The sequence below is a fragment of the Nonomuraea sp. PA05 genome (assembly GCF_008086045.1).
Lineage (GTDB): Bacteria > Actinomycetota > Actinomycetes > Streptosporangiales > Streptosporangiaceae > Nonomuraea > Nonomuraea monospora.
Genome location: NZ_VSEY01000002.1, coordinates 197,564 through 222,710 on the forward strand (window position 1 = coordinate 197,564; position 25,147 = coordinate 222,710).

Here is a 25,147-nt window from a genome sequence, read left to right on the forward strand (position 1 = left end):
CCGTTACGGGGCTCCGGCGGAGGGGCCGGGTGCCGGGAAAAGCATTGTTTGCCTGCCTGATGAGGGATGCCGAACATTGCGTGCCGCCCCGATCCTGGTGCCAGCGAGGTCGCAGCGGCAAGTGACCCGATCTGTAGGAAGGATCTTCATGCGTACCAACAGGGAAAGCACCGGACGGGCGAGGAGGCGCGGCATCGCGCTCGCGGGGCTCGTCACCGCCGCGACCGTGGCCTTCACCACGGTGGGCGCCACGGTGGGCGCCACGCCCGCCGCGGCACTCACCGGCTGCACCTGGCACGGCTGCTCCGGGGGCTGGGGCACCGGGTACGGCTACTGGGCCGCCAACGGCGACAAGATGACCGTCTGCGACGGGTACGCCGACGGGTACTCGATCGTCGTCATCGCCGACATCGGCACCAGCTCACAGCCGAACAAGTGGCACACGGGCGGCGCCGGCAAGTGCACCGAGCGTTCCTACGGCGACGTCGCGGAGCGTCAGACCATCTACTTCCACACGTGCCTGGGCAAGCAGAGCACCGGCTACATCGTTCCCGGCTCGTGCGGGCCCGTCGTCTCGGGCACCACCTGACCGGCGGTCCGCCGTGGGGGGAGTCCAGGGGGAGGACGGGCAGGCACTGTGGCGGGCACGGTGGCTCATGGAGCAGGTACAGCTTGGGGAGCTGTCCGGCGCCGCGGAGGCGCTGGGCGGGAGGCCATCGCCGTCTACCGGCGGCTGGCCGCGACGGCGCCGGACGTCTGCCTGCCCGAGCTGGCCGGGTGCCTGGTGAGTCTGGGGGTGACGCTTTCCGAGCTGGGGCGGCACGGGGAGGCGTCACACGCGGAGCGGGAGGCGGTGTCGGTCTATCGGGGGCTCGCCGCGGCCTCTCCTGAGCGTTTTCTGGCGGATCTGGCCGACACGCTGATCAATCTGGGGGTGACGCTGGTGGCGCTGGGGCGGGCGGACGAGGCGCTGGGGGCCGAGCGGGAGGCGGTGGCGATCTACCGGCGGCTGGCGGCGGCGTCGCCGGGGCTCTATCGGGGGGATCTGGCGGGGGTGCTGGTCGAGGTGGGGACGAGCCTGATGGGGCGTGGGCTGCCGGTCGAGGCGTTGCCGCTGGTGGTGGAGGCGGTCACCCTTCGCCAGGAGCTCGCCGCCGCCTGTCCCGAGCGGCACCGGGACGGGCTCGCCCACGCGCGGGCCTGCCTCGCCGCCGTCCTGGCGGCACTCGGCGGCCCAGCACACGAGTAGGCGGGCGGGCGGGCAGGGCAGCCGGGCAGGGCAGCCGGGCAGGGCGGGGCGGGGTCAGCGGCGGGGCGGGTCAGCGGCGGGCGGCGGCCTCGCTCCGCAGGCTCAGCTCCCGCCGCTGCTCAGGATCGGTGCCACCCCAGACGCCGTACGCCTGCCGCGTGTCCAGCGCGTACGCCAGGCAGGTCTCCCGAACGGGACAGCCGTCACACACGTGTTTGGCCCGCTCGACCTGCGACTGGCTCGGACCTTCCATGGAGATCGGGAAGAACAGTTCCGGGTCCAGGTCGAGGCAGGCGGCCCTGCGGGTCCAGTCGAGCATCATCATCATGCTCTTGGCGCCTACCCATCGCCCCGGCCGTCATACCTCGCTGAGCAGGTCATCCCAGTCGTCGAGGAATCTGCGGAGCCCGTGACGCGACAACGCGGCGGCCCTGGCGGCCTTGCCGGCCTGGGCGGCGCTCTCGGGATCCCGGGCGAAGGCGTGCAGGGCGTCGGCCAGCACGTGCACCTTCGTGGACAGCACTCCGGCCTCCGGCGGCACCGCCTCGATGGCCTCGGTGGCGGCGAGCGCGACCACGGGCATGCCGAGCGTCATGGCCTCGATGAGGGCCAGGCCCAGCGAGGTCCACCGGTACGGGTGCAGGTAGACGCGCCTGCGGGCCAGCTCGGCGTGCATGACGTGCTGGGGCAGGTCCTCGTACGTGCCGTACGGCAGCTCGGCGACCTTCATCCCGAACACGTCGAGCGGCACCCGCTCGGCGAAGCGGGGCAGCAGGTCGGTCCCGGCGACCCTGGTGCGGCGGACGGGTTCGTTGACGACGACGCCCGCCCTGGGCAGCTCGCCGGTGTAGAGGTGGCCGGGGTCCGGGATGCCGTGCTCGATGACGCGGGTGGGTGCGCGGCCGTTGTCCCAGAACAGCTCGTTGAAGTGGGTGACGTGCACGATCGTGACGTCGCTCTGATCGGCGAGGGGGTGGCGGGTGCGCGGCACGTCGCCGGCGGGCGCGTTGTGCTCGACGTACACGCCGGGCACGTCGCGGCCGAGCCATTCGCGGGCCAGGTCTAGCTCGTGCGGGCGCTGGTGGACGACGACGTCCACGGGCTCGTCGCGCAGCCGGTCCCATGGCACCTCGCGGGCGCGGTCCGGCCAGTCGTAGGTGGCCGCCCGCCCCCGGCCATCGGGACCACGGCCGGGAACGAGCGGCAGCAGGTACTCGTGGGACCCCTGGATGAACGCGCTGGTCCACGAGCCGTGCACATGCCAGATGAGGATCCTCACCAGCGGCTCCAGCCCATGGCGCGGGCCCAGGGCGCCGCGGCGGCCGGCACGGGCCCCTCGGTGTCGCTCAGTACGCGGTCCACGACGTCGATCAGGTCGTCGGCGACCTCGGACGCCTGCCGGATCTCCTCCCGCAGCGTCTCCTGGGTCGGCACGAGGATGCCCCTGGCCCCCGCGGCCCTGGCGGCCTCCATGTCCCGGCCGATGTCCCCGACGACCACGCAGTCGCGGGGGCTGACGTCGAGCACGGCGGCGGCTCTGATGACGAGACCGGGCGCGGGCTTGCGGCAGGTGCAGCCGTCGGCGTCGTCGTGCACGCAGATCGCCCACGCGTCGAACGGCCCGAGCAGCTCCTCCACCTTGGCGTTCACCTGGTCCATCTCGTCAGCGGAGAGCAGGCCCTTGGCGACGCCCGACTGGTTGGTGACCACGGCCACCGGGACGTCCGCGCGTCTGAGCCTGCCCAGCGCTTCGAGCGCGCCCGGCATGGGCTCCACGCGGCCGGGATCGCCGTTGTACGGCACATCCCTGATCAAGGTCCCGTCCCGGTCGAAGAGCACGGCGCCGGGACGTCGCTTTTCGAACACCTTTCACCTCCGTCGCGTGCCGGGCAGCTACCCGGGGCCTGTCCCGGCAAACAACTACTTAAAGTGACCGAGCCCAGGAGGTTCCGCCTGTTTTCGCATCTCGCGGCGGGGCGGAATGTTTGGGAACCGCTTCTCTCGGTAGCGGTTGTCGACATCCTTAGGGGGAGGAAGCATGAAGTTTCTCGGCATCAACGCGATCTTCCATGACCCCGCCGCCGCGCTGGTGGTCGACGGGAAGATCGTGGCAGCGGCGGAGGAAGAGCGCTTCAGCCGCCGCAAGCACGGCAAGAGGCCGCTGGCCTTCTCCGCGTGGGAGCTGCCCGAGCTGGCCGCCGCGTGGTGCCTGCGCGAGGCGGGGCTGTCCCCCGAGGACATCGACGCGGTGGCCTACTCCTACGACCCGTCGCTGGTCGTGCGGAAGCCGGAGGGCGACTGGGAGGACCTGCGCACCCGGTACGCGGTGCGCGCCCCGGCCTTCCTCGCCACCGCCCTGCCCGGGCTGGACCCCGGCCAGGTCAGCTACGTCCCGCACCACGTGGCGCACGCCGCCTCCGCCGGTCTGGCCGCGCCGTGGCGCGACTGCGCGGTGCTGGTCGCCGACGGCCGCGGCGAGAACGTCTCCCACCTGGCGGGCCGCTACCGGGGCGGCGAGCTGGAGATCCTGGCGACGCAGGAGCTGCCGCACTCGCTGGGCCTCATGTACGAGGACGTCACCGAGCACCTGGGCTTCCTGCGCTCCAGCGACGAGTACAAGGTGATGGCGATGGCCTCCTACGGCCGCCCCCGCCACCTGGAGGCGCTGCGCGAGGTGATCTACACGACGGCCGACGGCGGGTTCCGTGTCGAGCCGGTCGACTGGAACGGCTACGCCAAGGCGCTGAAGAAGGGCGCCCCGTGGACCTCCGACCACGCCGACCTGGCCGCCAGCGTCCAGGCCCGGCTGGAGGAGGTGCTGCTGGAGCTGGTGCGCTGGCTGCACGAGCGGACCGGCGAGCGGCGGCTGGCCCTGGCCGGCGGGGTCGCGCTGAACTGCGTGGCCAACACCAGGCTGCAGGACGAGGGGCCGTTCGAGGAGATCTGGATCCAGCCCGCGGCGGGCGACTCGGGCACCGCGCTCGGCGGGGCGCTGCACCTGGCGAACGCGTACGGCGAGCCGGCCGCGCCCATGCCGGACGCGGCGCTCGGGCGCGGTTTCACCGACGACGAGCTCGGCGCGTGGCTGGACGTGGCGCGCGTGCCGCACACCCGGCCCGCCGACCTGGCCGCCGCCGTGGCGGCCGAACTGGCGGCCGACCGGATCGTCGCCTGGTTCCAGGGGCGGGCCGAGTACGGGCCGCGCGCGCTGGGCCAGCGGTCGCTGCTGGCGCATCCCGGGCACGCCCGCAACACCGAGCGGCTCAACGACGTCAAGGGGCGCGAGCAGTTCCGGCCGATCGCGCCGATGGTGCTGGAGTCCAGGGCCCGCGAGATCTTCGGGCGGGGGCCGGTGCCGTCGCCGTACATGCTGTTCGTCCACGACGTGCACCCGGACTGGGCGGGGCGGATCCCCGCGGTCGTGCACGTGGACGGGACGGCCAGGATCCAGACGATCTCGCCGCGGGAGCAGCCGCTGATGGCGCGGGTGCTGAGCGAGTTCGAGGCGCGCACGGGGCTGCCGGTGGTGGTCAACACGAGCCTCAACACCGCCGGACGGCCGATGGTGGACGATCCGCGCGACGCGCTGGAGTGCTTCGGGTCCTCGCCGGTGGACGTGCTGGTGCTGGGGCCGTACGTGGTGCGGCGGGGGGAGGTGTTCGCGTCGTGATCACCGTGGTGATTCCCACGATCGGACGGGCCACGCTGCGGGACACCCTGGCGGCTGTGGGACCGGGGATTCCGGTGATCGTGGTGGATGACAGGTTTGAACCTGGTACGGTACGTAGCATATACCAGGGGGGCGGCACCCACACCAAGGAGCCGCCTGCCGTGAAGTCGCCGCCCCCCATTTCCAGTGAACCGCCCGATTTGAGCGGATCCGAACCGACCGAACTGGCCGAACCGACCGAACTGGCCGAACCGACCGAACTGGCCGAACCGACCGAACTGGCCGAACCGACCGAACTGGCCGAACCGACCGAACTGGCCGAACCGACCGAACTGGCCGGGCTGCCGCCGCATGTACGCGTCGTCCGGTCGGGCGGTCGCGGGCCCGCGGCGGCACGCAACGCCGGATGGCGGGCCGCCGACACGCCGTGGGTGGTGTTCCTCGACGACGACGTGATCCCCGCCCCCGGCTGGGCCGACGCGGTCTGGAAGGACCTGGTCGACCTGCCCGACGACGTGGGCGGCAGCCAGGGACGCATCGAGGTGCCGCTGCCGGCCGATCGCCGCCCCACCGACGGCGAGCGGCACACGGCGGGCCTCACCGGCGCGCTGTGGGTGACGGCCGACATGGCCTACCGGCGCTCGGCGCTGGAGGCCGTGAACGGCTTCGACGAACGTTTCCCCCGGGCCTACCGGGAGGACGCCGACCTGGCGCTGCGGGTGACGCGGGCCGGGCACCGGCTCGTCAGGGGCGAGCGGGTGACGCGGCATCCGGTCAGGAACGACGGGTTCTGGGCGAGCGTGCGCTTCCAGCGCGGCAACGCGGACGACGCGCTCATGCGGCGGCTGCACGGCCCCGCGTGGCGTGCCGGCATCGGCGGCGGGCGCGGGCGGCTGCGGCTGCACGCGCTGACGACCGGGGCGGGCCTCGCGGCGGTGCTCCTCGGCACGGCCGCCGCCGTCGCGAGCCGCCCTCGCACCCGCACGTCCGTGGCCGCATGGGGGGCCGGGGTGGCGTGGGCCGCGCTGACCGCCGACTTCGCCTGGCGGCGGATCGCGCCGGGCCCGCGCACCCCCCAGGAGGTTCTGCGGATGGCCGTCACCAGTGTGCTGATCCCGCCGGCGGCGTGCGCGCACCGGCTTCGGGGGGAATGGAGGGCGCGCCGATGAGCGACACCTCGCGGGAGCGTTCCAAAAAGGACCGGACCACCAGCGACATGGGGCGCGTGCTCGTGGCACGCCTCGACGACGCGGGCGACGTGCTGCTGGCGGGCCCGGCGGTGCGCGCGGTCAGCACGAAGGCCCGCGAGGTGATCTTCCTGGCCGGCCCGAACGGCAGGGCGGCGGCCGAGCTGCTGCCCGGCGTCGACCGGGTGATCACCTGGCGGGCGCCGTGGATCGACCACACCCCGCCCCCCGTCACCGCGGACGGCGTGGCGGAGCTGGTCGAGCAGGCGGGCGGCATCGACGAGGCGGTGCTGCTCACCTCGTTCCACCAGTCGGCCCTGCCGCTGGCGCTGCTGCTGAGGCTGGCGGGCGTCAGGCGCATCACCGCGATCAGCAACGACTACCCGGGCTCGCTCCTCGACGTCCGCCACCGGGTGGACGAGAGCGTCGACATCCCGGAGGCGGAGCGGATGCTGGCCGTCGCGGAGGCGGCGGGATTCACGCTCCCGGAGGGCGATGACGGGAAACTCGCTGTTCAGCACCCGTTGCCGGATATAGGGAAATTTACGGGGCACTGTGTAGGCGTCGGCGGCGTAGCCGACAAAGGCGCGTATGTCGTGGTGCACCCAGGGACATCGGCCCCCGCCCGTACGTGGCCTGCCGACAGGCACCGGCAGACAGTTCGGGAGCTGGCCGACGACGGGCACCAGGTCGTCGTGACCGGCACAGAACGTGACCTCACCGCCTATGTGGCCAGCGACGTCGCGCTCGACCTGGGCGGCGTGACCACATTCGCGGAATTGGCGGCCGTGATCGAGCGTGCCGGCGTGCTCGTGGCGGGCAACACAGGCCCCGCGCACCTGGCAGCGGCTGTCGGAACGCCGGTCGTGAGCCTGTTCGCCCCCGTTGTCCCGGCGGTGCGGTGGGCCCCGTACGGCGTGCCCGCGGTGCTTCTGGGCGACCAGGAAGCGCCCTGCCGTGACAGCAGGGCGCGCGTCTGCCCGGTACCGGGGCACCCGTGCCTGTCCCAGGTGACTAGTGAGCAGGTGGTCAAGGCAGTGAGGGAGCTGACGCAGTGAAGGTCGATCTCATCTCGGAGCACGCGGACCCGCTGGCGGCGGTCGGCAGCGTCGACTCCGGCGGCCAGAACGTCCATGTCGCCGCGCTGGCCATGGCCCTGGCCGAGCGGGGGCACTCAGTCGTCGTCCACACCCGTCGTTCCCGTGAGTCGCAACCGGACTCGGTGCCCATGGCGCCCGGCGTCACGGTCGAGTACGTGCGGGCCGGTCCCGCGGCGCCCGTGCCGAAGGACGAGCTGCCGCCGCTCATGCCGGAGTTCACCGAGCGGCTGGCCGCCCGCTGGGCCGCCCGCCCGCCGGACGTGGCGCACGCGCACTTCTGGATGAGCGGCCAGGCGGCGCTGCGCGCCGCGGCGGCCACCGGGGTGCCGGTGGTGCACACGTTCCACGCGCTGGGCACGGTCAAGCGGCGCTGGCAGGGCGCGGCCGACACCAGCCCCGCGCACCGCGTCGAGACCGAGCGGGAGATCGGCCTGCGCGCCGACATGGTGCTGGCCACGTGCAGCGACGAGGTGAACGAGCTGTGCGCGATGGGGATCCCCGAGCACCGCGTGGCGGTGGTGCCGTGCGGGGTGGACCTGTCGGCGTTCTGCCCGGACGGGCCGGTGGCGCCGCGCCCGGACGGCCCGGTCGTGCTGAGCATCGGCCGGATGGTGCCGCGCAAGGGCGTGGACACCGTGATCGCCGCGCTGCGCCAGCTCCCGGACGCCAACCTGGTGATCGCCGGCGGCAGCGAGGACGACGAGGAGGCCCTCAGGCTGCGCGAGCTGGCCGAGGGGTACGGGCTCGGCGACCGCGTGCACGTCATCGGCTCCGTGCCGCGGCGGCACGTGCCCGCGCTGATGCGCTCGGCCGACGTCGTGGTGACGGTGCCCTGGTACGAGCCGTTCGGCATGGTGCCCGTGGAGGCCATGGCGTGCGGTGTGCCGGTCGTCGCCTCGGCGGTCGGCGGCCACCTCGACTCAGTGGCGGGCTGCGGCGTGCTCGTGCCGCCGCGCCGCCCGCGCGCCCTGGCCAGAGCGCTCAAGGACGTCCTCGACGATCCGCGGCGGCGGGCCTCGCTCGGCGCGGCCGGCGCCCGCCGGGCCAGGGAGCGGTACGGCTGGCCGCGCGTGGCCGAACTGACCGAGGCCGTGTACACGCAGGTCATCGATGGGAAGGTCTGCCGGCTGGCGGCCCTGGGGGGTTGATCATGGATGCTCATCTGGAGAAGCTCTGGAACACCCTGGAGAAGGTCGATGACCACGCGGTCACCGTCCGGCTCTGGGGTGGCAGACTGGCCGGCGTGCTGGCCGCCGGGGGCAGGCTGCTGGCCTGCGGCAACGGCGGGTCGGCGGCCGAGGCCCAGCATCTGACGGCCGAGCTGGTCGGCCGGTTCAGGGACGACAGGCAGCCGTACGCGGCGATCCCGCTGCACGCGGACGGCTCGTCGCTGACGGCGATCGCCAACGACTTCGGCGCCGACGAGATCTACGCCCGCCAGGTGCGCGCGCACGGCCGTACGGGGGACGTGCTGCTGTGCCTGTCCACCAGCGGCGGCAGCGCGAACGTGCTGGCGGCGGCCAGGGCGGCGCAGGACGCCGGGATCACGGCCTGGGCCATGACGGGCCCCGCGCCGAACCCGCTGGCGGGCCTGTGCGACGAGGCCGTGACCATCCCGGGCGAGACCGCCACGGTGCAAGAGGTACACCTGGCGCTGATCCACCTGCTGTGCGACGCCGTAGAGGAGGCGCTGTGACGGACAGGCCGCTGGTCGTCCTCGGGGACACGCTCCTCGACGTGGATGTCGAGGGCGAGGCGGATCGGCTCTGCCCGGACGCGCCCGTGCCGGTGGTGGACGTCGCCACCGAGCGGGCCCGTCCGGGCGGGGCGGGACTGGCGGCGCTGCTGGCCGCCCGCGACGGCGCGGGCGTCGTGCTGATCACGGCGGTCGGCGACGACCCCGACGGCCACCGCCTGTGCGGGCTGCTGTCGGAGGAGCTCGACCTGGTACGGCTTCCGCTGCGCGGCGGCACCGTGCGCAAGACCAGGATCAGGGCGCGCGGCCAGACGCTGGTCCGGCTGGACACCGGCGACGGCACGGCCAGGTACTCCCCCACCGCGCAGGCGCTGGAGGCGGTCAGGAGGGCCGGCGCGGTGCTGGTCTCCGACTACGGCAGGGGCGTGGCCAGGATGGCCCGCGAGCTGCTGCACGGCCTCGACGTGCCGGTGGTGTGGGACCCGCATCCCCGTGGCGAGCAGCCGATGCCCGGCTGCGCGCTGCTGACGCCCAGCGAGGCGGAGGCGAGGATGCTCTGCACGTCCGGCTATCACGGCCCCGACCAGGCGGCCCGCCGGCTGGTGCGGTCGCTGCGGGCCAAGGCGGTGGCCGTCACGACGGGCGAGCGCGGGGCCGCGCTCGCCATCGCGGGCGGCCCGCTGACCACGGTGCCGCCGCCGGTGCACGCCGGCGGGCAGGACGCGTGCGGCGCGGGCGACAGGCTCGCCGGCGCCGCCACGCTGGCGCTGCGCGACGGCGCGGGCGCCGAGGAGGCGGTCACGATCGGCGTGGGCGAGGCGTCCCGCTTCGTCGAGCGCGGCGGGGCCGCCAGTGTGAAGGTCCAGGAGCAGCGGCTCGGCGACCGCCCGCGCACGGCGCTGGAGGTCTCCAGGCTCACCCGGGCGTACGGCGGCCGGCTGATCGCCACGGGCGGTTGCTTCGACCTGCTGCACGCGGGCCACGTGAGCCTGCTGCGGCGGGCCAGGGCGCTGGGCGACGCGCTGGTCGTCTGCGTCAACTCCGACGACTCGGTGCGCCGGCTGAAGGGCCGCTCCAGGCCCATCGTGGACGTGCGCGACCGGGTCGAGGTGCTGCGGGCGCTGGGCTGCGTGGACGCGGTGCTGGTGTTCGACGAGGACACCCCCGCCACGGCCATCGAGCAGCTCCGCCCGGACGTGTGGGTGAAGGGCGGCGACTACGAGGGGGAAGTGCTGCCCGAGTCCGAGGTCCTCGGCAGGCTCGGCGCGGAGATCGTCGTGCTGAGCACCCTGCCGGGGCGTTCGACAACCAATCTGATCAGGGAGATCCAGTGAATGTATTGATCACCGGGGGCGCGTCCGGGCTCGGCCTGGCCACCGCCGAGGCAGTGGAGAAGGAGGGCTGGAAGGCGCTCGTCGTCGACGTGCGCGAGCCCGACCAGCGCTTCGAGCACGTGACGGCCGACCTGTCCGACCGGGCGGAGTCCGAGCGCGCGGTGCGCGAGCTGGCCGAGCGGGCGGGCGGCCTGGACGCCGTCGTGACGGCCGCCGGCATCGACGCGTGCGGGCGGCTGGAGGACGTGCCCGCCGACGACTGGGAGCGGGTCATCAAGGTGAACCTGCTGGGCACGGCCTCGGTCGTGCGGGCGGCGCTGCCGTACCTGAAGCACACCCGCGGCAAGGTCGTCACCTGCGCCTCGACGCTGGGGCTGCGGCCGCTCAGCGACGCGTCGGCGTACTCGGCGTCGAAGTTCGGCGTCGTCGGCTTCACCAGGGGGCTGGCGATCGAGACGCGCGGGGAGATCGGCGTGACGCTGCTGATCCCCGGCGGCATGCGGACGAGCTTCTTCGACGGCCGCCCCGAACAGTACAAACCGGGACCCGAGGCCGGGTTGAACGACCCGGCCGACGTGGCTCAGGCCGTGGTCTTCGCGCTGCGGCAGCCGGCCGGATGCGAGGTGAGAGAGCTCGTCGTCTGCCCGTCCACGGAGACGTCATGGCCCTAGAACTCCTCGCCCTGCGCGGGCTCGGCCTGGGCGACCTGCTCACGGCCGTGCCCGCCCTGCGGTCGCTGCGCCAGGCCTTTCCCGCGCACCGGATCACGCTGGCCGCGCCGCGGTACCTGGAGGCCCTGCTGCCGCTGATCGGCGCGGTGGACGGCCAGGTGCACGTGGCGGGGCCGGGGCCCGTCCCGATGGACGAGGTGCCCTTCGAGCGGCCGGACGTCGCGGTCAACCTGCACGGGCGGGGGCCGCAGAGCATCGACGCGCTGCGCCGCACGGAGCCGGGGCGGCTGATCAGCTTCGGCACCGGCCCGGTGTGGGACGAGCGCGTGCACGAGGTGCGGCGCTGGTGCGACCTGCTGGAGTGGCACGGCATCCCCGCCGATCCGGGCGATCTGACGCTCGGCATCTCCGACCGTACGGGGCCGGCGATCGTGCATCCGGGTGCCGCCTTTCCTGCGCGGCGCTGGCCGCCCGAGCGGTTCGCGGAGGTGGCGGCGGCGCTGGACGACGTGATCGTCACGGGCAACGCCGAGGAGGTGCCGATCGCCTGCCGGGTCGCCGAGCTGGCGGGGCTGCCTCCTGAGCGGATGCTGGCCGGGCGCACCTGCCTGGCGGACCTGATCGATCTGATCAGCAGGGCGAAGCTGGTGGTCTGCGGCGACACCGGTGTGGCTCATCTGGCGACGGCGTTCTGTGTGCCGTCGGTGGTGCTGTTCGGGCCGGTCTCGCCCCAGTTGTGGGGGCCGCCGCCCGGCTGGCGCCATGTGGCGCTGTGGGCCGGGCAGAACGGCGACCCGCACGGCGAGCGGCCCGATCCGGGGCTGCTGAAGATCGAGGTTTCCGAAGTCGTCGACGCCGCCATGGAGGTCATCTCATGAGGGCTCTGGTCACCGGAGGCGCCGGGTTCCTCGGCTCCTATCTCTGCGAGAGACTGCTGGACGAGGGTGCCGAGGTCGTCTGCATGGACAGCTTCCTCACCGGCGGGCCGCGCAACGTGGAGCACCTGCTGGAGCGGCCCGAGTTCCGGCTCATCGAGTGCGATCTGACCGGCTACATCCACGTGCCCGACCGGCTGGATCTCGTGCTGCACTTCGCCTCGGCCGCCTCGCCCGCCGACTACCTGCGCTACCCGATCGAGACGCTGCGGGTGGGCAGCGTCGGCACGCTGCACGCGCTGGGGCTGGCCAGGGAGAAGGGGGCCAGGTTCGTGCTGGCCTCCACCAGCGAGGTGTACGGGGATCCGCTGGAGCACCCGCAGAAGGAGACCTACTGGGGCAACGTCAACCCGGTCGGGCCGCGCAGCGTCTACGACGAGGCCAAGCGTTTCGCCGAGTCGCTGACCACCGCCTACCGGCACTCGCGCGCCACCGACACCGGGATCGTGCGGATCTTCAACACCTACGGCCCCCGGATGCGGCCCTTCGACGGCCGGGCGATTCCGACGTTCATCCGCCAGGCGCTGACCGGGGAGCCGATCACGATCACGGGTGACGGCTCGCAGACGCGGTCCATCTGCTACGTGGAGGACACCGTGTCGGGCATCCTGGCCATGGCCCGCAGCGACTTCGCCGGGCCCGTGAACATCGGCAACCCCGACGAGCTGACCATGCTGGAGCTGGCCACGCTCATCAAGGAGCTGACCGGGACGTCGTCGGAGATCCGGTTCATCGACCGCCCGGCCGACGACCCGAAGGTGCGGCGGCCCGACACCACGCTGGCCGCCGAACGGCTGGGCTGGCGGGCGCGGGTGCCCGCCGCCGAGGGGCTGCGCCGCACCATCGAGTGGTTCTCGCTGGAGCTGGCCGCGATCGAGCAGCTCGAAGGACTGCAGGTCTGACAGCCCCCTGGAACCCCTGCCGGGCGCGTCCGGCGGGGGTTCCGCCTGTCTAGCGCTCGTTGCCCGCGCGCAGCCAGTCCACGTACTCGGCGACCGCCCGCCCGGTGTCGTAGGCGGGCTCGAAGCCGGTGTCCTCGCGCAGCCGCGTGATGTCGAGGGGGTTGTCCACCGCGCCGGGGGTGCGGCCCTCCGGCAGGTCCACGCGCGCGCCGGGGACGTGCTCCCTGATCGCCGCGGCCAGCTCGCCGTTGGTGGTGATCCGGCCCGAGGCCACGTTGTACGTGCGGTGCCGCAGCCGCCCGGCCGTCTGCAGCAGCGCCAGCGCCCGCCCGCAGTCCTTGACGTAGCACACGTCGATGCCGTTGCCCGCGCGCGCCTCGCCCACCAGTGCGGACAGGTCGGGCTCGGTGCCGCGGGCGGCGGCGTGCACGAGCTGCGGGGCGGGGAAGAACGGGTCCGGGTTGTGCCCGAGCGGCCCCCAGATGCCGCCGATGCGGTAGTTGACCGCCTCGACGCCGGAGACCTCTTCCAGGTGGCCGGCCAGCAGCTCGCCGATCTTCTTGAAGCGGGGGATCACGTGCGGGGCGCTCATCGTCAGCGGCAGGTCCTCCCCGAGCGGGCCTTCGGCGGTGATCCCGGCGTACACGCCGATGGTGCTGGCCAGCCCGAGCCGGCGCACCTGCCAGTCGCGGGCGGCGCGGAACAGGTTGAGCAGGCTGCGCAGCGCCAGCTCGGTGTGCTCGATGGGCTCGTGCGCGCCGGGCGGCCAGGGCATGGAGCCGGCCAGGTGCATGATGCCGGTGATCTTGTGGCGGTCGCCGATCTCCAGCAGGGCGCGCTCGTCGGAGACGTCGGCCCGTTCGACGAAGAGCCGCTCGCCCGCTTCGGCCGCGAAGGTCTCCGGCACCTCGGCGGGGCGGCGCTGGACGAGCACGCAGGACTCTCCGAGGTCCAGCAGGGCCCGGGTGGTGTGCGTGCCGATGAAGCCGAGGCCACCGGTGATCAGAATCATGAGGGCTCCTCCTGATAATCAGCTCTACTGACAATCAGTATAGCCTCATGAACGCGAGAAGCGGCCGCCCGGATCGGACGGCCGCTGCTTCGGAAGGGACGGGGTCAGCGCAGGGCGACCCCGAGGAGGGCGTCGGCGAGGTCGCGGACGAGGCCGGGAGCCGGCTCGTCCTTGCCGCCGCCCGCGAGGGCCTGCTCGGCCCAGGCGTCCACGGCGGCCAGCGCGCCGGGCGAGTCGAGGTCGTCGGCCAGCCGCTCGCGCACCTTCGCCAGCACCTCGCCGGCCGGCGGTCCGGCGGTCAGCGCGACCGCGGAGCGCCAGCGCGCCAGCCGCTGCTCGGCCCGCTCCATCAGCCCGGGCACGTACTCCCAGTCGGCCCGGTAGTGGTGGGCCAGCAGGACGAGCCTGATCGCCATCGGGTCGTGCTCGCGGCGCAGCTTGGAGACGAAGACCAGGTTGCCCTTGGACTTCGACATCTTCTCGCCGTCGAGCGCCACCATGCCGGCGTGCGTGTAGAACTTGGCGAACGGCCACTCGCCGGTCGCCGCGTGCCCCTCGGAGGCGCCGCACTCGTGGTGCGGGAAGATCAGGTCGGAGCCGCCGCCGGCCACGTCGTAGCCCGCGCCCAGGTTGTCCAGGGCGATCGCGGTGCACTCGATGTGCCAGCCGGGACGGCCGCGGCCCAGCGGTGAGTCCCAGGCGGGCTCGCCGGGCCGCTCGGCCCGCCACAGCAGCCAGTCGAGCGGGTGCCGCTTGCCCTGCCGTTCTGGGTCGCCGCCGCGCTCGGCGAACAGGGCCAGCATCTCCTGCTCGCCGTACCCGGACACCTGGCCGAACTTGGGGGCGTCGGCCACGCTGAAGTAGACGTCGCCGTCGAGGTCGTAGGTGACGCCCTTGGCGGCCAGCCTGGCGATCAGGCCGGCGACCCGGCCGACGACCTCGGTGACGCCCACGTACTCGCGGGGCGGCATGATCCGCAGCGCCTCCATGTCGCCGCGGAAGAGCTCGATCTCCCGCTCGGCCAGGTCCTGCCAGGCGATGCCGGTCTGGGCGGCCCGCTCCAGCAGCGGGTCGTCCACGTCGGTGGCGTTCTGCGTGTAGTGCACCTCGTGGCCCGCGTCGCGCCACAGCCGGCCGACGAGGTCGAAGGCGTGGTAGGTGTTGGCGTGGCCGAGGTGGGTGGCGTCGTAGGGGGTGATGCCGCAGACGTACATCCTGGCGGTGGGACCGGGGTCGGTCTGCCGCACCTGCTTGGCCGAGGTGTCGTAGAGACTGAGCGGAATGCTCTCACCTGGGAGTTTGGGAACGTTCTGGGCAGACCACGATCTCATGTCTTTGAGCCTATCCGTCCCGATCAGCGGTCAGGTCGGTGAAGTCGTAGGTCACGCCCTCCTGCGCGATCGCGACCTCCATCACCGACAGGGAGGCGAAGACCCGGCCGTCGGGCAGCTCGTGCCTGACGATGAGCGCCCCCGGGTCGGCGGACGGCTCGGCCTTGATCAGCTCGCCCCATCGCCCGGAGTCCCTGAAGCGCGGCAGGTACGCGACGACCCGCTCGCTGTCCGGGTCCAAGCCGGTGTTGACGACCATGCTGGTGCCCTGGGGCAGCTCGGAGACGGCCGCGCGCTCGCCGTCCCAGCTCAGCAGCCGCACCCGCGTCAGGTCGGCCAGCACGAGGTGGAAGGGGTCGTAGTCACGCAGCTCGCCGTCGCCGGGCAGCTCCCCCGTGTACGCGGCCCGCAGCGCCAGGTCGCCCCGCGAGACCTTGGTGCGCTCGTCGGCGGCCTTGCCGCGGCCGTTGAGCAGCGCGGCGGCCCGGCGGCCGGAGGCGTTGACCGCCAGCCAGGTGCCGCCGGCCTTCAGGTCGCGGCCCCCGATCACGCCCGGGTACTCCGGCCAGTGCTCTCCCGGCCCTTCCCAGGGCCGGTCGGCGAGCTCGTCCCTGACGCCCATGAGGCTCAGCCGCCGCCCGGTTCTCACGATCAGCGTGCACATGGGCAAAGGGTATTAAACGGGCGCCAGGTCTTTCATATGGGGGGCCAGGGTATGGCCGGCCAGCCCTCCGACGGGTACGGATGCACGCCGGTGTCGAGCAGCCGCCTGACCCGCTGCCAGGTGGCCTCCACCTCCGCCAGGGTGAGCAGCTCGCGCAGCCTGCGCCCGAGCGAGCCCGACTCGATGTCGCGCTCCAGCTTGGCCAGCACCGCCACCGCCTCGCGGGCCAGCGGCTTGCCGCGCCACTGCCACAGGACCGTGCGGAGTTTGTCCTCCACGGAGAAGCAGACGCCGTGGTCGACGCCGTACACGTGGCCGGTGGGCAGCGGCAGCAGGTGGCCGCCCTTGCGGTCGGCGTTGTTGACCACCGCGTCGAACACCGCCATCCGCCGCACGACCGGGTTGCGGCTCTTGACCAGCCGCATGAGGTCGATCTCGCGTTCGGTGTCGATCCAGAGCTGGCACATGCCGGGGCCGAACGGGCCCTCGCGGTAGACGGTGGGCGGGACGATGCGCCAGCCGGTGGCCTGCGAGACCTCGAAGGCGGCCACCTCGCGGGCCGCGAGGGTGCCGTCGGGGAAGTCCCACAGGGGGCGCTCGCCGCGTACGGGCTTGTAGACGCAGGCGGCCGACCGCTCGCCCAGCTTGACCGAGCAGTAGAGCGTCATGTTGGTCGCCTCGACGAGGCGGCCCGCTACCTCGAGCGTGCCGTCGCGCAGCAGCGCGAGCGCCTCCTCGTCATGCAGGGACGGCGGTGGGGAGGGTGGCTTGATGGCCGGTTCGCTCTCGGGAGCGGTCATGAAGCCGCCTCACCCCCGCGGTAGCCGTTGAGACGGACGCAGACGTGACCGGCGGCGTCGAGAGGCTGCCCGCACAGGGGGCACGGCGGTCTGCCCGCCGCGACGATCTGCAGGGCCCGGTGGGTGAAGGCACGCGCGGCGCCCGCGCTGATGCGCACGCGCAGCACCGCGGGATCGGGGATCTCCAGGTCGTCCTCCTCGACGACCTCCTGCGCCTCTATCACCACCTGCGACTTCTCGGCGTCCCAGGTCAGCGCCATGGTGCCGACGCGGAAGTCCTCCGCGACCGGCGTGTCGAGAGGAGCGTCGTCGGTCAGGTCGGCCGGGGCCAACGCGGGCACCTGGGCGGTGCCCCCGCTGAGCCGCAGCACCTCGTCGAGCAGCTCGTCGAGCCTGCCCGCGAGTGCGGCGACCTGCAACTTCTCCAGCGCCACCGTGGTCAGTCTGCCCTCGGCCCTGGCCTGCAGAAAAAAGACCCGTGCGCCCGGCTGCCCCAACGCACCGGCGACGAACCTCTCTGGTGGGTCGTAGTCGAAGACCGGCATAGCCTGACCTTACGTGGTTCCGGGTCCGCCGCCGACGGCGGCATCGCTCCCGGTGATGTTTTCTCCCCCGTCTTTCTCCTCCGAATCCTCGGCAAGCCGCAATTCCCCCATATCGTTGACCCTGAGAACAAAGGGGCGCAAGGGGGCATAGCGAATGACGGTGAGGGCCGCCGGATCGGCTGTTATCCGCTGAAACTGATCGAGGTGAAGGCCCAGAGCGTCCGCGACGATCGCCTTGATCACGTCGCCGTGGCTGCAAACCAGGTAGACAGCCTTACTCCCCAGGATTCGATTCCACTCCCGGACCGCCGAAACGGCCCTATGTTGCATCTCGGCCACCGACTCCCCTTCCGGGAAAGTCGCCGCGCTCGGATGCGCCTGCACGACCTGCCACAACGGCTCCTTGGCGAGCTCGGCCAGCGGCCGGCCCGTCCACTCGCCGTAGCCGCACTCGATGAAGCGGTCGTCGATCCTGACGTCCAGCCCGCGCCCTTCCGAGACCGCTTGCGCCGTTTCCCGGCAGCGCTCCAGCGGACTGGAGACAATGGCGTCGAGCCTGACGCCGGCGACGCGCCCGGCGAGCGCGGCGGCCTGCGCCCTGCCCGCCTCGCTCAGATGCACTCCCGGGGTGCGGCCGGCCAGCACCGGCCCGGTGAGGTCCGTCAGCCCGTGCCGGGCCAGAAGCAGCGTGGTCATCCAGCAAGTGTCGCAGGCGTCGATTCCCACGTTTCATCGGCCTGGACGGTAACCTGGCGGGATCATGGAGCAGCGCTATGTCGGCCACAGCGGCCTGTCGGTGTCCCGCTTGGGGCTCGGCACGATGACCTGGGGTCGTGACACCGACGCGGACGAGGCCGCCGCCCAGCTCCGCACGTTCATGGACGCGGGCGGCACCCTGGTCGACACGGCCGACGTCTACACGGGCGGCGACGCCGAGCGGCTGCTGGGGCGGATGCTGCGCGACTCGGTGCCGCGCGCGGAGCTGGTGATCTCCACCAAGGCCGTGGTGACGCCGGCGGGCCGCCGCCCGCGCGACGCCTCCAGGCGCCACCTGATCGCCGCCGTCGACGACTCGCTCAACCGGCTCGGGCTCGACTACGTCGACCTGTGGCAGCTGCACACCTACGACGCCGAGGTGCCCCTGGAGGAGACCCTGGCCGCGCTCGACGCCATCGTCGCCTCGGGGCGCGCCGTCTACGCGGGCGTCTGCGACTACACCGGCTGGCAGCTCGCCGCCGCCGCCGTCACCCAGAAGATGATCCCGGGCCGCATCCCGATCACCTCCGCCCAGGCCGAGTACTCCCTACTGGCCCGCGAGCCCGAGCGCGAGCTGCTGCCCGCCGCCGCGCACCTGGGGGTGGGCGTGCTGGCCTGGTCGCCGCTCGGGCGCGGCGTGCTGACCGGCAAGTACCGCACCGGCATCCCCGGCGACTCGCGCGCCGCCACCCCGCACTTCGCCGACTTCGTCCGGCCCTACCTGGACGAGCGCAGCCGGCGGGTCGTGGAGTCCGTCATGACCGCCGCCGACGGCCTCGGCGTCTCGCCCCTGGCCGTGGCGCTGTCGTGGGTGCGCGACCAGCCCTGCGTGGCCTCGGCCATCGTCGGGGCGCGCACGCACGCGCAGTTGAAGGGCGTTCTCCCGGCCGAGGACGTCGTGCTGCCGATAGAGATCCGCGAGGCCCTCGATGACGTGTCGTCCCTCGACTGACCCGCCGCGCGGCGGGCGCGACACGGAACGAGAGACCTTCTCGCGTATCACTACTCGATACCGAATCGCAACTTTACCCGGCAAACGCCTGCGTCTGACGCGCGATGTCCATAAAGATTTCCCCCGGAAGCGACGCAGGAGGGGACGGATGGGGAGCAGGACCGCGATCTCGGCTGGAGTTCTCGCGGTGGCGCTGGCGGCCGTCCCGGTGGCGGCGCCTGCCGCCTCGGCCGCCGCCCAGGACTGCACACGCGACGGAGGCCTGCTCTCAGGGGTGACCAACACGCTGTGCGACGTGGTCGACGCGGTCACCGGCACGGTCGACACGCTCACCGGCGGCGCCACCGACCCGCTGACCGACGGCGTCGACAAGGCCACCGACGAGGTGCTGGGCCGGGTCGGCGAGGCCGTGCCCACCACCAAGGCCTCCCCCTCCGCCTCCTCCTCCGCCAAGCCGTCCACCTCCTCCCCCACCACCCCCAGGCCGAGCAGGACGGGCCTGGTGCCGGAGACTCTCGGCAACGTGTGCCTGCCGGTGCTCGCCTGCGACGACCAGGAGACCGCCGACCGGCTCACCCCCCGCCCCAAGTCCTCGGCCACGCCCACGGAGGTCCGCACGGGGCGCGGCTGGGAGAGCACCGCCTCGGCGGCCCCGGCCGTGCCGAGCGCCACTCCCCCGCCGAGCAGCCCGCAGTCGGTCGGCACCGGCACGCCCGTCCCCGAGCGGAAGACCGCCCACGCCGAGGAGCCGCGCGTGGACCTGCTGTGGCCCAACCCGTTCGTGCACGAACTCGCCGTGCCCATGCAGGACCAGCGGGTCGTGCGCCCCAGCCCGCCCGCCTCCGACGTGCTCGGCACGGTCCTGACGATCGCGCTGCTGGGCTCGGCGGTGCTGGCCACCCGCATCGTGCAGCAACGGCGGCAGCGCGCGGAGCCCGCCGAGTCCATCCCCTTCGAGCCGGCCCGCACGGGCAACGGCCGGCACCGGCTGGCATGAGCCCCTCGGCGATCACACTGTGTGTTGCATCGGACACGAAGCCGTCTATCTTGGTGGGTGAGCCGTCCTCGGAATCCAATGGTGAATGACGGGATCACTGTCGTGGCGAGGCGGCCTACACGCCTGAGGAGTCGTGATGTCCGCTCTGGAGCATCCTCCCTTGGACGACCGGCACCGGTCCGAGACGGAACCATGCCTGCGCGAAGGGTTCCTGCGCCTCGCGAAAGCCGCGGGCGAGCGGGCCGCGCGCGCCGCCGAACGGGCTCGCCGCGCGGGGCTGCGGCTGGAGCGCCTGCGGACGGGACAGCCCTACGCCCACCCGGACGCCGGCCGGCCCGTTTCCACGCCCATCCGGGCGACGCTCGATCACTCCCTGTCCTACCAGGTTCTGATCGCCGTCCACGAGCAGGCGGTGCGCCTGTGCCGGGAGCGCGCCGAACGGGGCAACGGAGACCTCGAGCACTTCCGGGAACGCGCCGCCTGGCACCTCGCCGCGGCCGAGCGGGCGCGCACGGCCAGAGCCGCCTGGGTGTCCGCATATCGTCTCCCCCCTTGATCGGCTCAGATTTCGACGGATGGGTACCACCCTTGGGGGCAGGAGAAGGCAGCCCATCCGTGCCGAGACAGTGAGACGATCAGTGCTCGTGGCAGAACGCAGGGAAGTTCCGGACTTCCGACGCTCCTGGGCCGTCATCGCCCTTGGCGGAAGCCTTGACGATGCCACCGTGGACCAGGTCGAACGGGAGATCCAGCAACTGGCCGGCGAGGGCGCGCGGCTCATCGTGGACGTCAGCGAGCTGCACTACCTCGACGACTTCGGGGTCGACATGCTGGTGCTGCTGGCCCACCACATGCACAAGCGGGGTGGTGGGCTGATGGCGCTGGTCGACCGCCATGGCTACATCCGTCAGATCTTGGGTGAGGCGGGCCTGGAGGGCCTGCTCCCGCTGTTCCCCGGCGTGGCCGATGCCATGCGGGGGCTGGAGGAGGACCCTCCGGGCTGAGCGCGCCTCAGAACGGGTGTCCCGGCTTGTCCTTGCCGTGCTCGCGGCGCAGCACCTCCTGGCCCTGCTCCACCGTCGCCTGCGCCCGCGGGCAGCTCTTCAGCCCGGCGGCGATCAGCTCCAGCGCCGGGTACAGCGTCTCCTCCGGCACGCCCCTGGCCGTGAGAATGCCGGCCATCCACAGCAGGAACCTGGAGAACAGCGCGGGGTCACGCACATATACCGACATCGTGAGGAAGTCGATGACATGCCCGATGTCCTCGCGGGTGTGCCTGAGCTGCCGGTCGCTGTAGGCGGCCATCGCCGGGATCCGCTCGCTGAGCCGCCACATGACGGAGTCGATCAGCTCCTGCGCCGTTCCCTTGATCTGGCCGTACTCCTGGTCGTCAGGGCCCTCGGCTCCCCCGGGCCCGCGAGCCGGGTCCTCGATCAGGCGCCGTGCCGCGCCGCGCCCGTCCGGCGCCCAGCCGTCGGCGCCCAGCATGCGCGCGTAACGGCCGTCCTCGCCGAAGGCCGCGCCGCCCGCCAGCACCGGCCTGCCCACCTCCCGGCAGGCCGTGATCGCCTCACGGGCGGCCGGCAGCCGCGTGGGCAGCGACGCCGACAGCAGCACCACGTCCGCCTCCGACTCGCGCACCTGGATCGGCAGGAACGGGGTGGGCACGTGCGGGCCCAGGTAGTCGACCCGCCAGCCGTCCAGGCGCAGCACCTCGGCCAGCAGCCTGGTGGGGAACGCGTGCCACTCGCCGTCCACGCACGCCACCGCGGCCCGGCCCCTGTCGCCGGCGTGCCGCGCGCGGGCGGCCGGGTGCCGCGAGGCGGCGGCCATCACCCGCTCGCCGACGGCGGTGACGATGTGCTCCTGGGCGACGGTCACCTCGTTGGCGGCCCAGGCGTCCCCGACCTGCTTCTGGAGGGGGGCCACCACGTCCAGCAGGAGATCCTCCACGGGGAGGCCGTCGTCGAGCGCCGTCATCGCGGCGTCGGCGGCGCCGTGGTCGTCGCCGTCGAGGGCGGAGGTCCAGAGCCTGTCTCTGAGGTGTTCGAGGTTGTCCGCCATGTGGCCGCCTCCTCGTCGTGGACGGTTTCCCCGGCCAACATCGCGCGCCGGGGGGAGGCGGTCAAGCAGAATGCGCGCTTCGGTGGCGGGCGGGTGCCCCATCGGGCGCCGGGATCCACGCGGACGGCCGGCATCTCGCGCGTGACGGCGCCCGGCCCCTGAGCCGGAGGAGCGTGCTCCTGGACAGGGGCCGGCCACGTGCGGCGGGTGGGGCGCCGTGGGCTGTGCCGTAAAAGAGAGAAGGAGCTCAGCCGCCGATGGCGTGCACTCCGCCGTCCACGTGGACGATCTCGCCGGTGGTGGCGGGGAACCAGTCGGACATCAGCGCCACGCAGGCCCGCGCGGTGGGCAGCGTGTCGGCCAGGTCCCAGCCCAGCGGCGCCTTCTCCGGCCAGCTGTCCTCGAACTCCTTGAACCCCGGGATCGACTTGGCCGCCATCGTCCGCAGCGGCCCCGCCGCCACCAGGTTGACGCGGATGTTGTGCTTGCCGAGGTCGCGGGCCAGGTAGCGGTTGCAGGACTCCAGGCCGGCCTTGGCGACGCCCATCCAGTCGTAGACGGGCCACGCCTTGGAGGCGTCGAAGTCGAGGCCGACCACCGCGCCGCCCTCCTTCATGAGGGGCAGGCAGGCCACGGCCAGCGACTTGTACGAGTACGTCGAGACCTGCAGCGCCGTGGCGACGTCCTCCCACGAGGTGTTGAGGAAGTTGCCGCCCAGCGCCGTCTGCGGGGCGAAGCCGATGGAGTGGACGACGCCGTCGAGCCCGTCGACGTGCTCGCCGATGCGCGCGGCGAGGGTGTCGAGGTGCTCGTTGTTCTGCACGTCGAGCTCCAGCACCGGCGCCGGCGAGGGCAGCCGCTTGGCGATGCGTTCGACGAGGCTGAGGCGGCCGAAGCCGGTCAGCACGACGGTGGCGCCCTCCTCCTGGGCCAGCTTGGCGACCGAGAACGCGATGGAGGCGTCGGTCAGCACCCCCGTCACGAGGATCCGCTTGCCTTCGAGAATGCCCATGTCAGTGCCCCATTCCAAGTCCGCCGTCGACCGGGATCACGGCCCCGGTGATGTAGGAGGCGTCGTCGCCCGACAGGAACCGCACGACGCGCGCGATCTCCTCGGGGGCCGCCTGCCGCCCGAGGGGGATGTTGGCCACGATCGACTCGTGGTCGAGCTCGGCGGTCATGTCGGTGGCGACGAAGCCGGGCGAGACGACGTTGACCGTGATGTTGCGCGAGCCGTACTCGCGGGCCAGGGAGCGGGCGAAGCCCACCAGGCCGGCCTTGGAGGCGGCGTAGTTGGCCTGGCCGGCCTGGCCGGACAGGCCGACGACGGAGGAGATGAGGATGATCCGGCCGCGCTTGAGCCGCATCATGGGCCTGATGGCCCGCTTGGCGACGCGGTAGGCGCCGGTGAGGTTGGCGTCGATGACGTCGGTGAAGGTCTCCTCCTTCATCATCGCCAGCAGGGTGTCCTTGGTGATGCCCGCGTTGGAGACCAGGACCTCGACGGGGCCGTGCTCGGCCTCGACCTTGTCGAAGGCGGCCTCGACGTCGGCGGTGCTGGTGACGTCGCAGCGCACGCCGAACAGGCCCTCGGGCGGCTCCCCCGATCGGTAGGTGACCGCGACGGCGTCGCCGGCCGCGGCGAGTTCACGGGCGATCGCGAGGCCTATGCCGCGATTGCCCCCGGTGACGAGTACAGAGCGTGCCATGAGACCTGACGCTATCTCGTACCGGCGAGTTTCGGCTTGTCCGGGAGGTACAAGATCACGGGGTTAGGATCGTGGACATGCGCCAGATCGACCCCGATTTCCTGGAGCTGCCGCTGCGGCAGCTCGCGGACGCCGCCCTGCAACGCGCTCGCGAGCTCGGCGCGCAGCACGCCGACTTCCGGCTCGAACGCGTCAGGGCGGAGACGCTGAGCCTCTACGACACCCGGCTCGAAGGCGCCATGGACGCCGACGACCTGGGCTACGCCGTCCGCGTCGTCAAGAACGGCACCTGGGGGTTCGCCGCCGGCATCCATCTGACGCCCGAGGCCGCCGCCGTGGTGGCCGAGCAGGCGATCAGGGTGGCCGAGGTGAGCGCGCCGATCAACAGGGAGCCCATCGAGCTGGCCGCCGAGCCGGTGCACGCCGACGCCGTGTGGGTGTCGGCCTACGACGTGGACCCGTTCGAGGTGCCCGCGGCCGACAAGGTGAGCCTGCTGGCGGAGTGGTCCGCCGGCCTGCTGAAGGGCGCCGACCACGTGTCGGCGCGGCTGCTGCAGGTCAAGGAGCAGAAGTTCTACGCCGACACGGCCGGCACGGTGACCACGCAGCAGCGGGTGCGGGTCCATCCGAAGCTGAACGCGATGAAGGCGGCCGGCGGCGGCTTCGACGACATGTCGACGATCGCGCCGCCCGCCGGCCGCGGCTACGAGTACCTGACCGGCACCGGCTGGGACTGGCAGGCCGAGCTGTCCAGGCTGCCCGAGCTGCTGGCGGAGAAGCTGGCCGCGCCGTCGGTCGAGGCGGGCGACTACGACCTGGTGATCGACCCGTCCAACCTGTGGCTGACGATCCACGAGTCGATCGGCCACGCCACCGAGCTGGACCGGGCGCTCGGCTACGAGGCCGCCTACGCGGGCACCAGCTTCGCCACCTTCGACCAGCTCGGCGAGCTGGTCTACGGCTCGCCGGTGATGAACGTGACCGGCGACCGCACCGTCACCCACGGCCTGGCCACCATCGGGTACGACGACGAGGGCGTGCAGGGCCAGAGCTTCGACATCGTCAAGGACGGCATCCTGGTCGGCTACCAGCTCGACCGGCGGATGGCGCTGATGAAGGGGCTCGGGCGCTCCAACGGGTGCGCCTTCGCCGACTCCCCCGGCCACATGCCGATCCAGCGCATGGCGAACGTGTCGCTGGCGGCGGCGCCCGGCGGCCCCTCCACCGAGGAGCTGATCGCGGGCGTCGAGCGCGGCATCTTCATCGTCGGCGACAAGAGCTGGTCGATCGACATGCAGCGCTACAACTTCCAGTTCACCGGCCAGCGGGCCTACAAGATCTCGCACGGGAAGCTGGACGGGCAGGTCAGGGACTTCGCCTACCAGGCGACCACGACCGACTTCTGGCAGTCGATGGAGGCGGTCGGCGGGCCGGGCACGTACGTGCTGGGCGGCGCGTTCAACTGCGGCAAGGGGCAGCCGGGGCAGGTCGCGCCGGTCAGCCACGGATGCCCGTCGGCGCTGTTCAGGGGCGTGCGGATCCTCAACACCGTGCAGGAGGGCGGGAAGTGACT

Annotated in this window: 28 protein-coding genes; 16 read left to right on the forward strand and 12 right to left on the reverse strand. The window is 72.6% G+C overall.

The window, feature by feature from the left end:
• Positions 1-148: 148 nt before the first annotated feature.
• Entirely contained in the window at positions 149-589 is a 441-nt protein-coding gene (locus FXF51_RS03915) for a hypothetical protein (RefSeq protein ID WP_148432845.1), read from the forward strand.
• 48 nt (positions 590-637) lie between these two features.
• A complete protein-coding gene (locus FXF51_RS03920) occupies positions 638-1,249 on the forward strand; it encodes a tetratricopeptide repeat protein (protein WP_148432846.1) in 612 nt (203 codons plus the stop codon).
• A gap of 70 nt (positions 1,250-1,319) precedes the next feature.
• On the opposite strand, the gene FXF51_RS03925 is transcribed toward FXF51_RS03920, so the two are convergent.
• From FXF51_RS03925 to FXF51_RS03935, 3 genes are read right to left on the reverse strand one after another with little or no spacing between them, the layout of a single operon-like run.
• A complete protein-coding gene (locus FXF51_RS03925; RefSeq protein WP_148433072.1) occupies positions 1,320-1,574 on the reverse strand; it encodes a WhiB family transcriptional regulator in 255 nt (84 codons plus the stop codon).
• Between the two features lie 33 nt (positions 1,575-1,607).
• Positions 1,608-2,528, reverse strand: coding sequence for a glycosyltransferase (locus FXF51_RS03930; RefSeq protein WP_187414161.1), 921 nt, complete (start codon positions 2,526-2,528; stop codon positions 1,608-1,610).
• Complete coding sequence (locus FXF51_RS03935) at positions 2,525-3,115, reverse strand: D-glycero-alpha-D-manno-heptose-1,7-bisphosphate 7-phosphatase (RefSeq protein WP_262379276.1); 591 nt, start codon at positions 3,113-3,115, stop codon at positions 2,525-2,527. Before FXF51_RS03935 ends, FXF51_RS03930 begins: the two co-directional genes overlap by 4 nt.
• 172 nt (positions 3,116-3,287) lie before the next feature.
• Between FXF51_RS03935 and FXF51_RS03940 the strand changes: the two genes are divergently transcribed.
• The 9 genes from FXF51_RS03940 to FXF51_RS03985 all read left to right on the forward strand — a co-directional run bounded on the left by FXF51_RS03940 (position 3,288) and on the right by FXF51_RS03985 (position 12,744).
• Complete coding sequence (locus FXF51_RS03940) at positions 3,288-4,919, forward strand: carbamoyltransferase (RefSeq protein ID WP_148432847.1); 1,632 nt, start codon at positions 3,288-3,290, stop codon at positions 4,917-4,919.
• 200 nt (positions 4,920-5,119) lie between these two features.
• A complete protein-coding gene (locus FXF51_RS03950; RefSeq protein ID WP_262379277.1) occupies positions 5,120-6,088 on the forward strand; it encodes a glycosyltransferase family 2 protein in 969 nt (322 codons plus the stop codon).
• Positions 6,085-7,164: a glycosyltransferase family 9 protein gene (locus FXF51_RS03955; protein ID WP_262379278.1), complete on the forward strand. Its 1,080-nt coding sequence runs from the start codon at positions 6,085-6,087 to the stop codon at positions 7,162-7,164. The genes FXF51_RS03950 and FXF51_RS03955 overlap by 4 nt, the downstream gene beginning before the upstream one ends.
• On the forward strand, positions 7,161-8,354 hold the full coding sequence (locus tag FXF51_RS03960; protein WP_148432848.1) for a glycosyltransferase: 1,194 nt from the start codon (positions 7,161-7,163) through the stop codon (positions 8,352-8,354). The genes FXF51_RS03955 and FXF51_RS03960 overlap by 4 nt, the downstream gene beginning before the upstream one ends.
• Before the next feature lie 2 nt (positions 8,355-8,356).
• Positions 8,357-8,902, forward strand: coding sequence for an SIS domain-containing protein (locus FXF51_RS03965; protein WP_148432849.1), 546 nt, complete (start codon positions 8,357-8,359; stop codon positions 8,900-8,902).
• Positions 8,899-10,236, forward strand: a complete 1,338-nt coding sequence (locus tag FXF51_RS03970; protein ID WP_148432850.1) for a PfkB family carbohydrate kinase — start codon at positions 8,899-8,901, stop codon at positions 10,234-10,236. Before FXF51_RS03965 ends, FXF51_RS03970 begins: the two co-directional genes overlap by 4 nt.
• Positions 10,233-10,907, forward strand: a complete 675-nt coding sequence (locus FXF51_RS03975; RefSeq protein ID WP_148432851.1) for an SDR family oxidoreductase — start codon at positions 10,233-10,235, stop codon at positions 10,905-10,907. The genes FXF51_RS03970 and FXF51_RS03975 overlap by 4 nt, the downstream gene beginning before the upstream one ends.
• Positions 10,898-11,785 carry a glycosyltransferase family 9 protein gene (locus FXF51_RS03980; protein WP_148432852.1) on the forward strand — a complete coding sequence of 296 codons (888 nt, stop codon included), beginning with the start codon at positions 10,898-10,900 and terminating at the stop codon, positions 11,783-11,785. Before FXF51_RS03975 ends, FXF51_RS03980 begins: the two co-directional genes overlap by 10 nt.
• Complete coding sequence (locus tag FXF51_RS03985) at positions 11,782-12,744, forward strand: UDP-glucuronic acid decarboxylase family protein (protein WP_148432853.1); 963 nt, start codon at positions 11,782-11,784, stop codon at positions 12,742-12,744. The genes FXF51_RS03980 and FXF51_RS03985 overlap by 4 nt, the downstream gene beginning before the upstream one ends.
• A gap of 49 nt (positions 12,745-12,793) precedes the next feature.
• Here FXF51_RS03985 and FXF51_RS03990 read toward each other — a convergent pair whose 3' ends face one another.
• The 6 genes from FXF51_RS03990 to FXF51_RS04015 form a co-directional block, all read right to left on the reverse strand.
• Entirely contained in the window at positions 12,794-13,756 is a 963-nt protein-coding gene (locus tag FXF51_RS03990; RefSeq protein WP_148432854.1) for an NAD-dependent epimerase/dehydratase family protein, read from the reverse strand.
• Between the two features lie 104 nt (positions 13,757-13,860).
• Positions 13,861-15,087 (reverse strand): cysteine--1-D-myo-inosityl 2-amino-2-deoxy-alpha-D-glucopyranoside ligase, encoded by a 1,227-nt coding sequence (gene mshC, locus FXF51_RS03995; RefSeq protein WP_148432855.1) that lies wholly within the window; start codon positions 15,085-15,087, stop codon positions 13,861-13,863.
• A 10-nt stretch (positions 15,088-15,097) separates the two neighbouring features.
• Positions 15,098-15,751, reverse strand: coding sequence for an NRDE family protein (locus FXF51_RS04000; RefSeq protein ID WP_148432856.1), 654 nt, complete (start codon positions 15,749-15,751; stop codon positions 15,098-15,100).
• Positions 15,752-15,783: 32 nt separating this feature from the next.
• Positions 15,784-16,551: an SCO1664 family protein gene (locus FXF51_RS04005; protein ID WP_148432857.1), complete on the reverse strand. Its 768-nt coding sequence runs from the start codon at positions 16,549-16,551 to the stop codon at positions 15,784-15,786.
• A complete protein-coding gene (locus tag FXF51_RS04010; RefSeq protein ID WP_148432858.1) occupies positions 16,548-17,096 on the reverse strand; it encodes a DUF3090 domain-containing protein in 549 nt (182 codons plus the stop codon). The genes FXF51_RS04005 and FXF51_RS04010 overlap by 4 nt, the downstream gene beginning before the upstream one ends.
• A gap of 9 nt (positions 17,097-17,105) precedes the next feature.
• A complete protein-coding gene (locus FXF51_RS04015; RefSeq protein WP_148432859.1) occupies positions 17,106-17,792 on the reverse strand; it encodes an MSMEG_4193 family putative phosphomutase in 687 nt (228 codons plus the stop codon).
• Between the two features lie 64 nt (positions 17,793-17,856).
• Here FXF51_RS04015 and FXF51_RS04020 point away from each other — a divergent pair, with 64 nt between their 5' ends.
• The 4 genes from FXF51_RS04020 (at position 17,857) to FXF51_RS04035 (ending at position 20,805) form a co-directional block, all read left to right on the forward strand.
• On the forward strand, positions 17,857-18,804 hold the full coding sequence (locus FXF51_RS04020; RefSeq protein ID WP_148432860.1) for an aldo/keto reductase: 948 nt from the start codon (positions 17,857-17,859) through the stop codon (positions 18,802-18,804).
• A 148-nt stretch (positions 18,805-18,952) separates the two neighbouring features.
• Positions 18,953-19,801, forward strand: coding sequence for a hypothetical protein (locus FXF51_RS04025; protein ID WP_148432861.1), 849 nt, complete (start codon positions 18,953-18,955; stop codon positions 19,799-19,801).
• A 136-nt stretch (positions 19,802-19,937) separates the two neighbouring features.
• Positions 19,938-20,357, forward strand: coding sequence for a hypothetical protein (locus FXF51_RS04030; RefSeq protein ID WP_148432862.1), 420 nt, complete (start codon positions 19,938-19,940; stop codon positions 20,355-20,357).
• Positions 20,358-20,376: 19 nt separating this feature from the next.
• A complete protein-coding gene (locus FXF51_RS04035; RefSeq protein ID WP_148432863.1) occupies positions 20,377-20,805 on the forward strand; it encodes an STAS domain-containing protein in 429 nt (142 codons plus the stop codon).
• A 7-nt stretch (positions 20,806-20,812) separates the two neighbouring features.
• Here FXF51_RS04035 and FXF51_RS04040 read toward each other — a convergent pair whose 3' ends face one another.
• From FXF51_RS04040 to FXF51_RS04050, 3 genes are all read right to left on the reverse strand, one after another.
• Positions 20,813-21,865: a B12-binding domain-containing protein gene (locus tag FXF51_RS04040; RefSeq protein WP_148432864.1), complete on the reverse strand. Its 1,053-nt coding sequence runs from the start codon at positions 21,863-21,865 to the stop codon at positions 20,813-20,815.
• Positions 21,866-22,112: 247 nt separating this feature from the next.
• A complete protein-coding gene (gene fabI, locus FXF51_RS04045) occupies positions 22,113-22,877 on the reverse strand; it encodes an enoyl-ACP reductase FabI (protein ID WP_148432865.1) in 765 nt (254 codons plus the stop codon).
• 1 nt (position 22,878) lies between these two features.
• Entirely contained in the window at positions 22,879-23,574 is a 696-nt protein-coding gene (locus FXF51_RS04050; RefSeq protein ID WP_148432866.1) for a beta-ketoacyl-ACP reductase, read from the reverse strand.
• A gap of 77 nt (positions 23,575-23,651) precedes the next feature.
• Between FXF51_RS04050 and FXF51_RS04055 the strand changes: the two genes are divergently transcribed.
• Positions 23,652-25,145, forward strand: a complete 1,494-nt coding sequence (locus FXF51_RS04055; RefSeq protein WP_148432867.1) for a TldD/PmbA family protein — start codon at positions 23,652-23,654, stop codon at positions 25,143-25,145.
• The last annotated feature ends 2 nt before the right edge of the window (positions 25,146-25,147 follow it).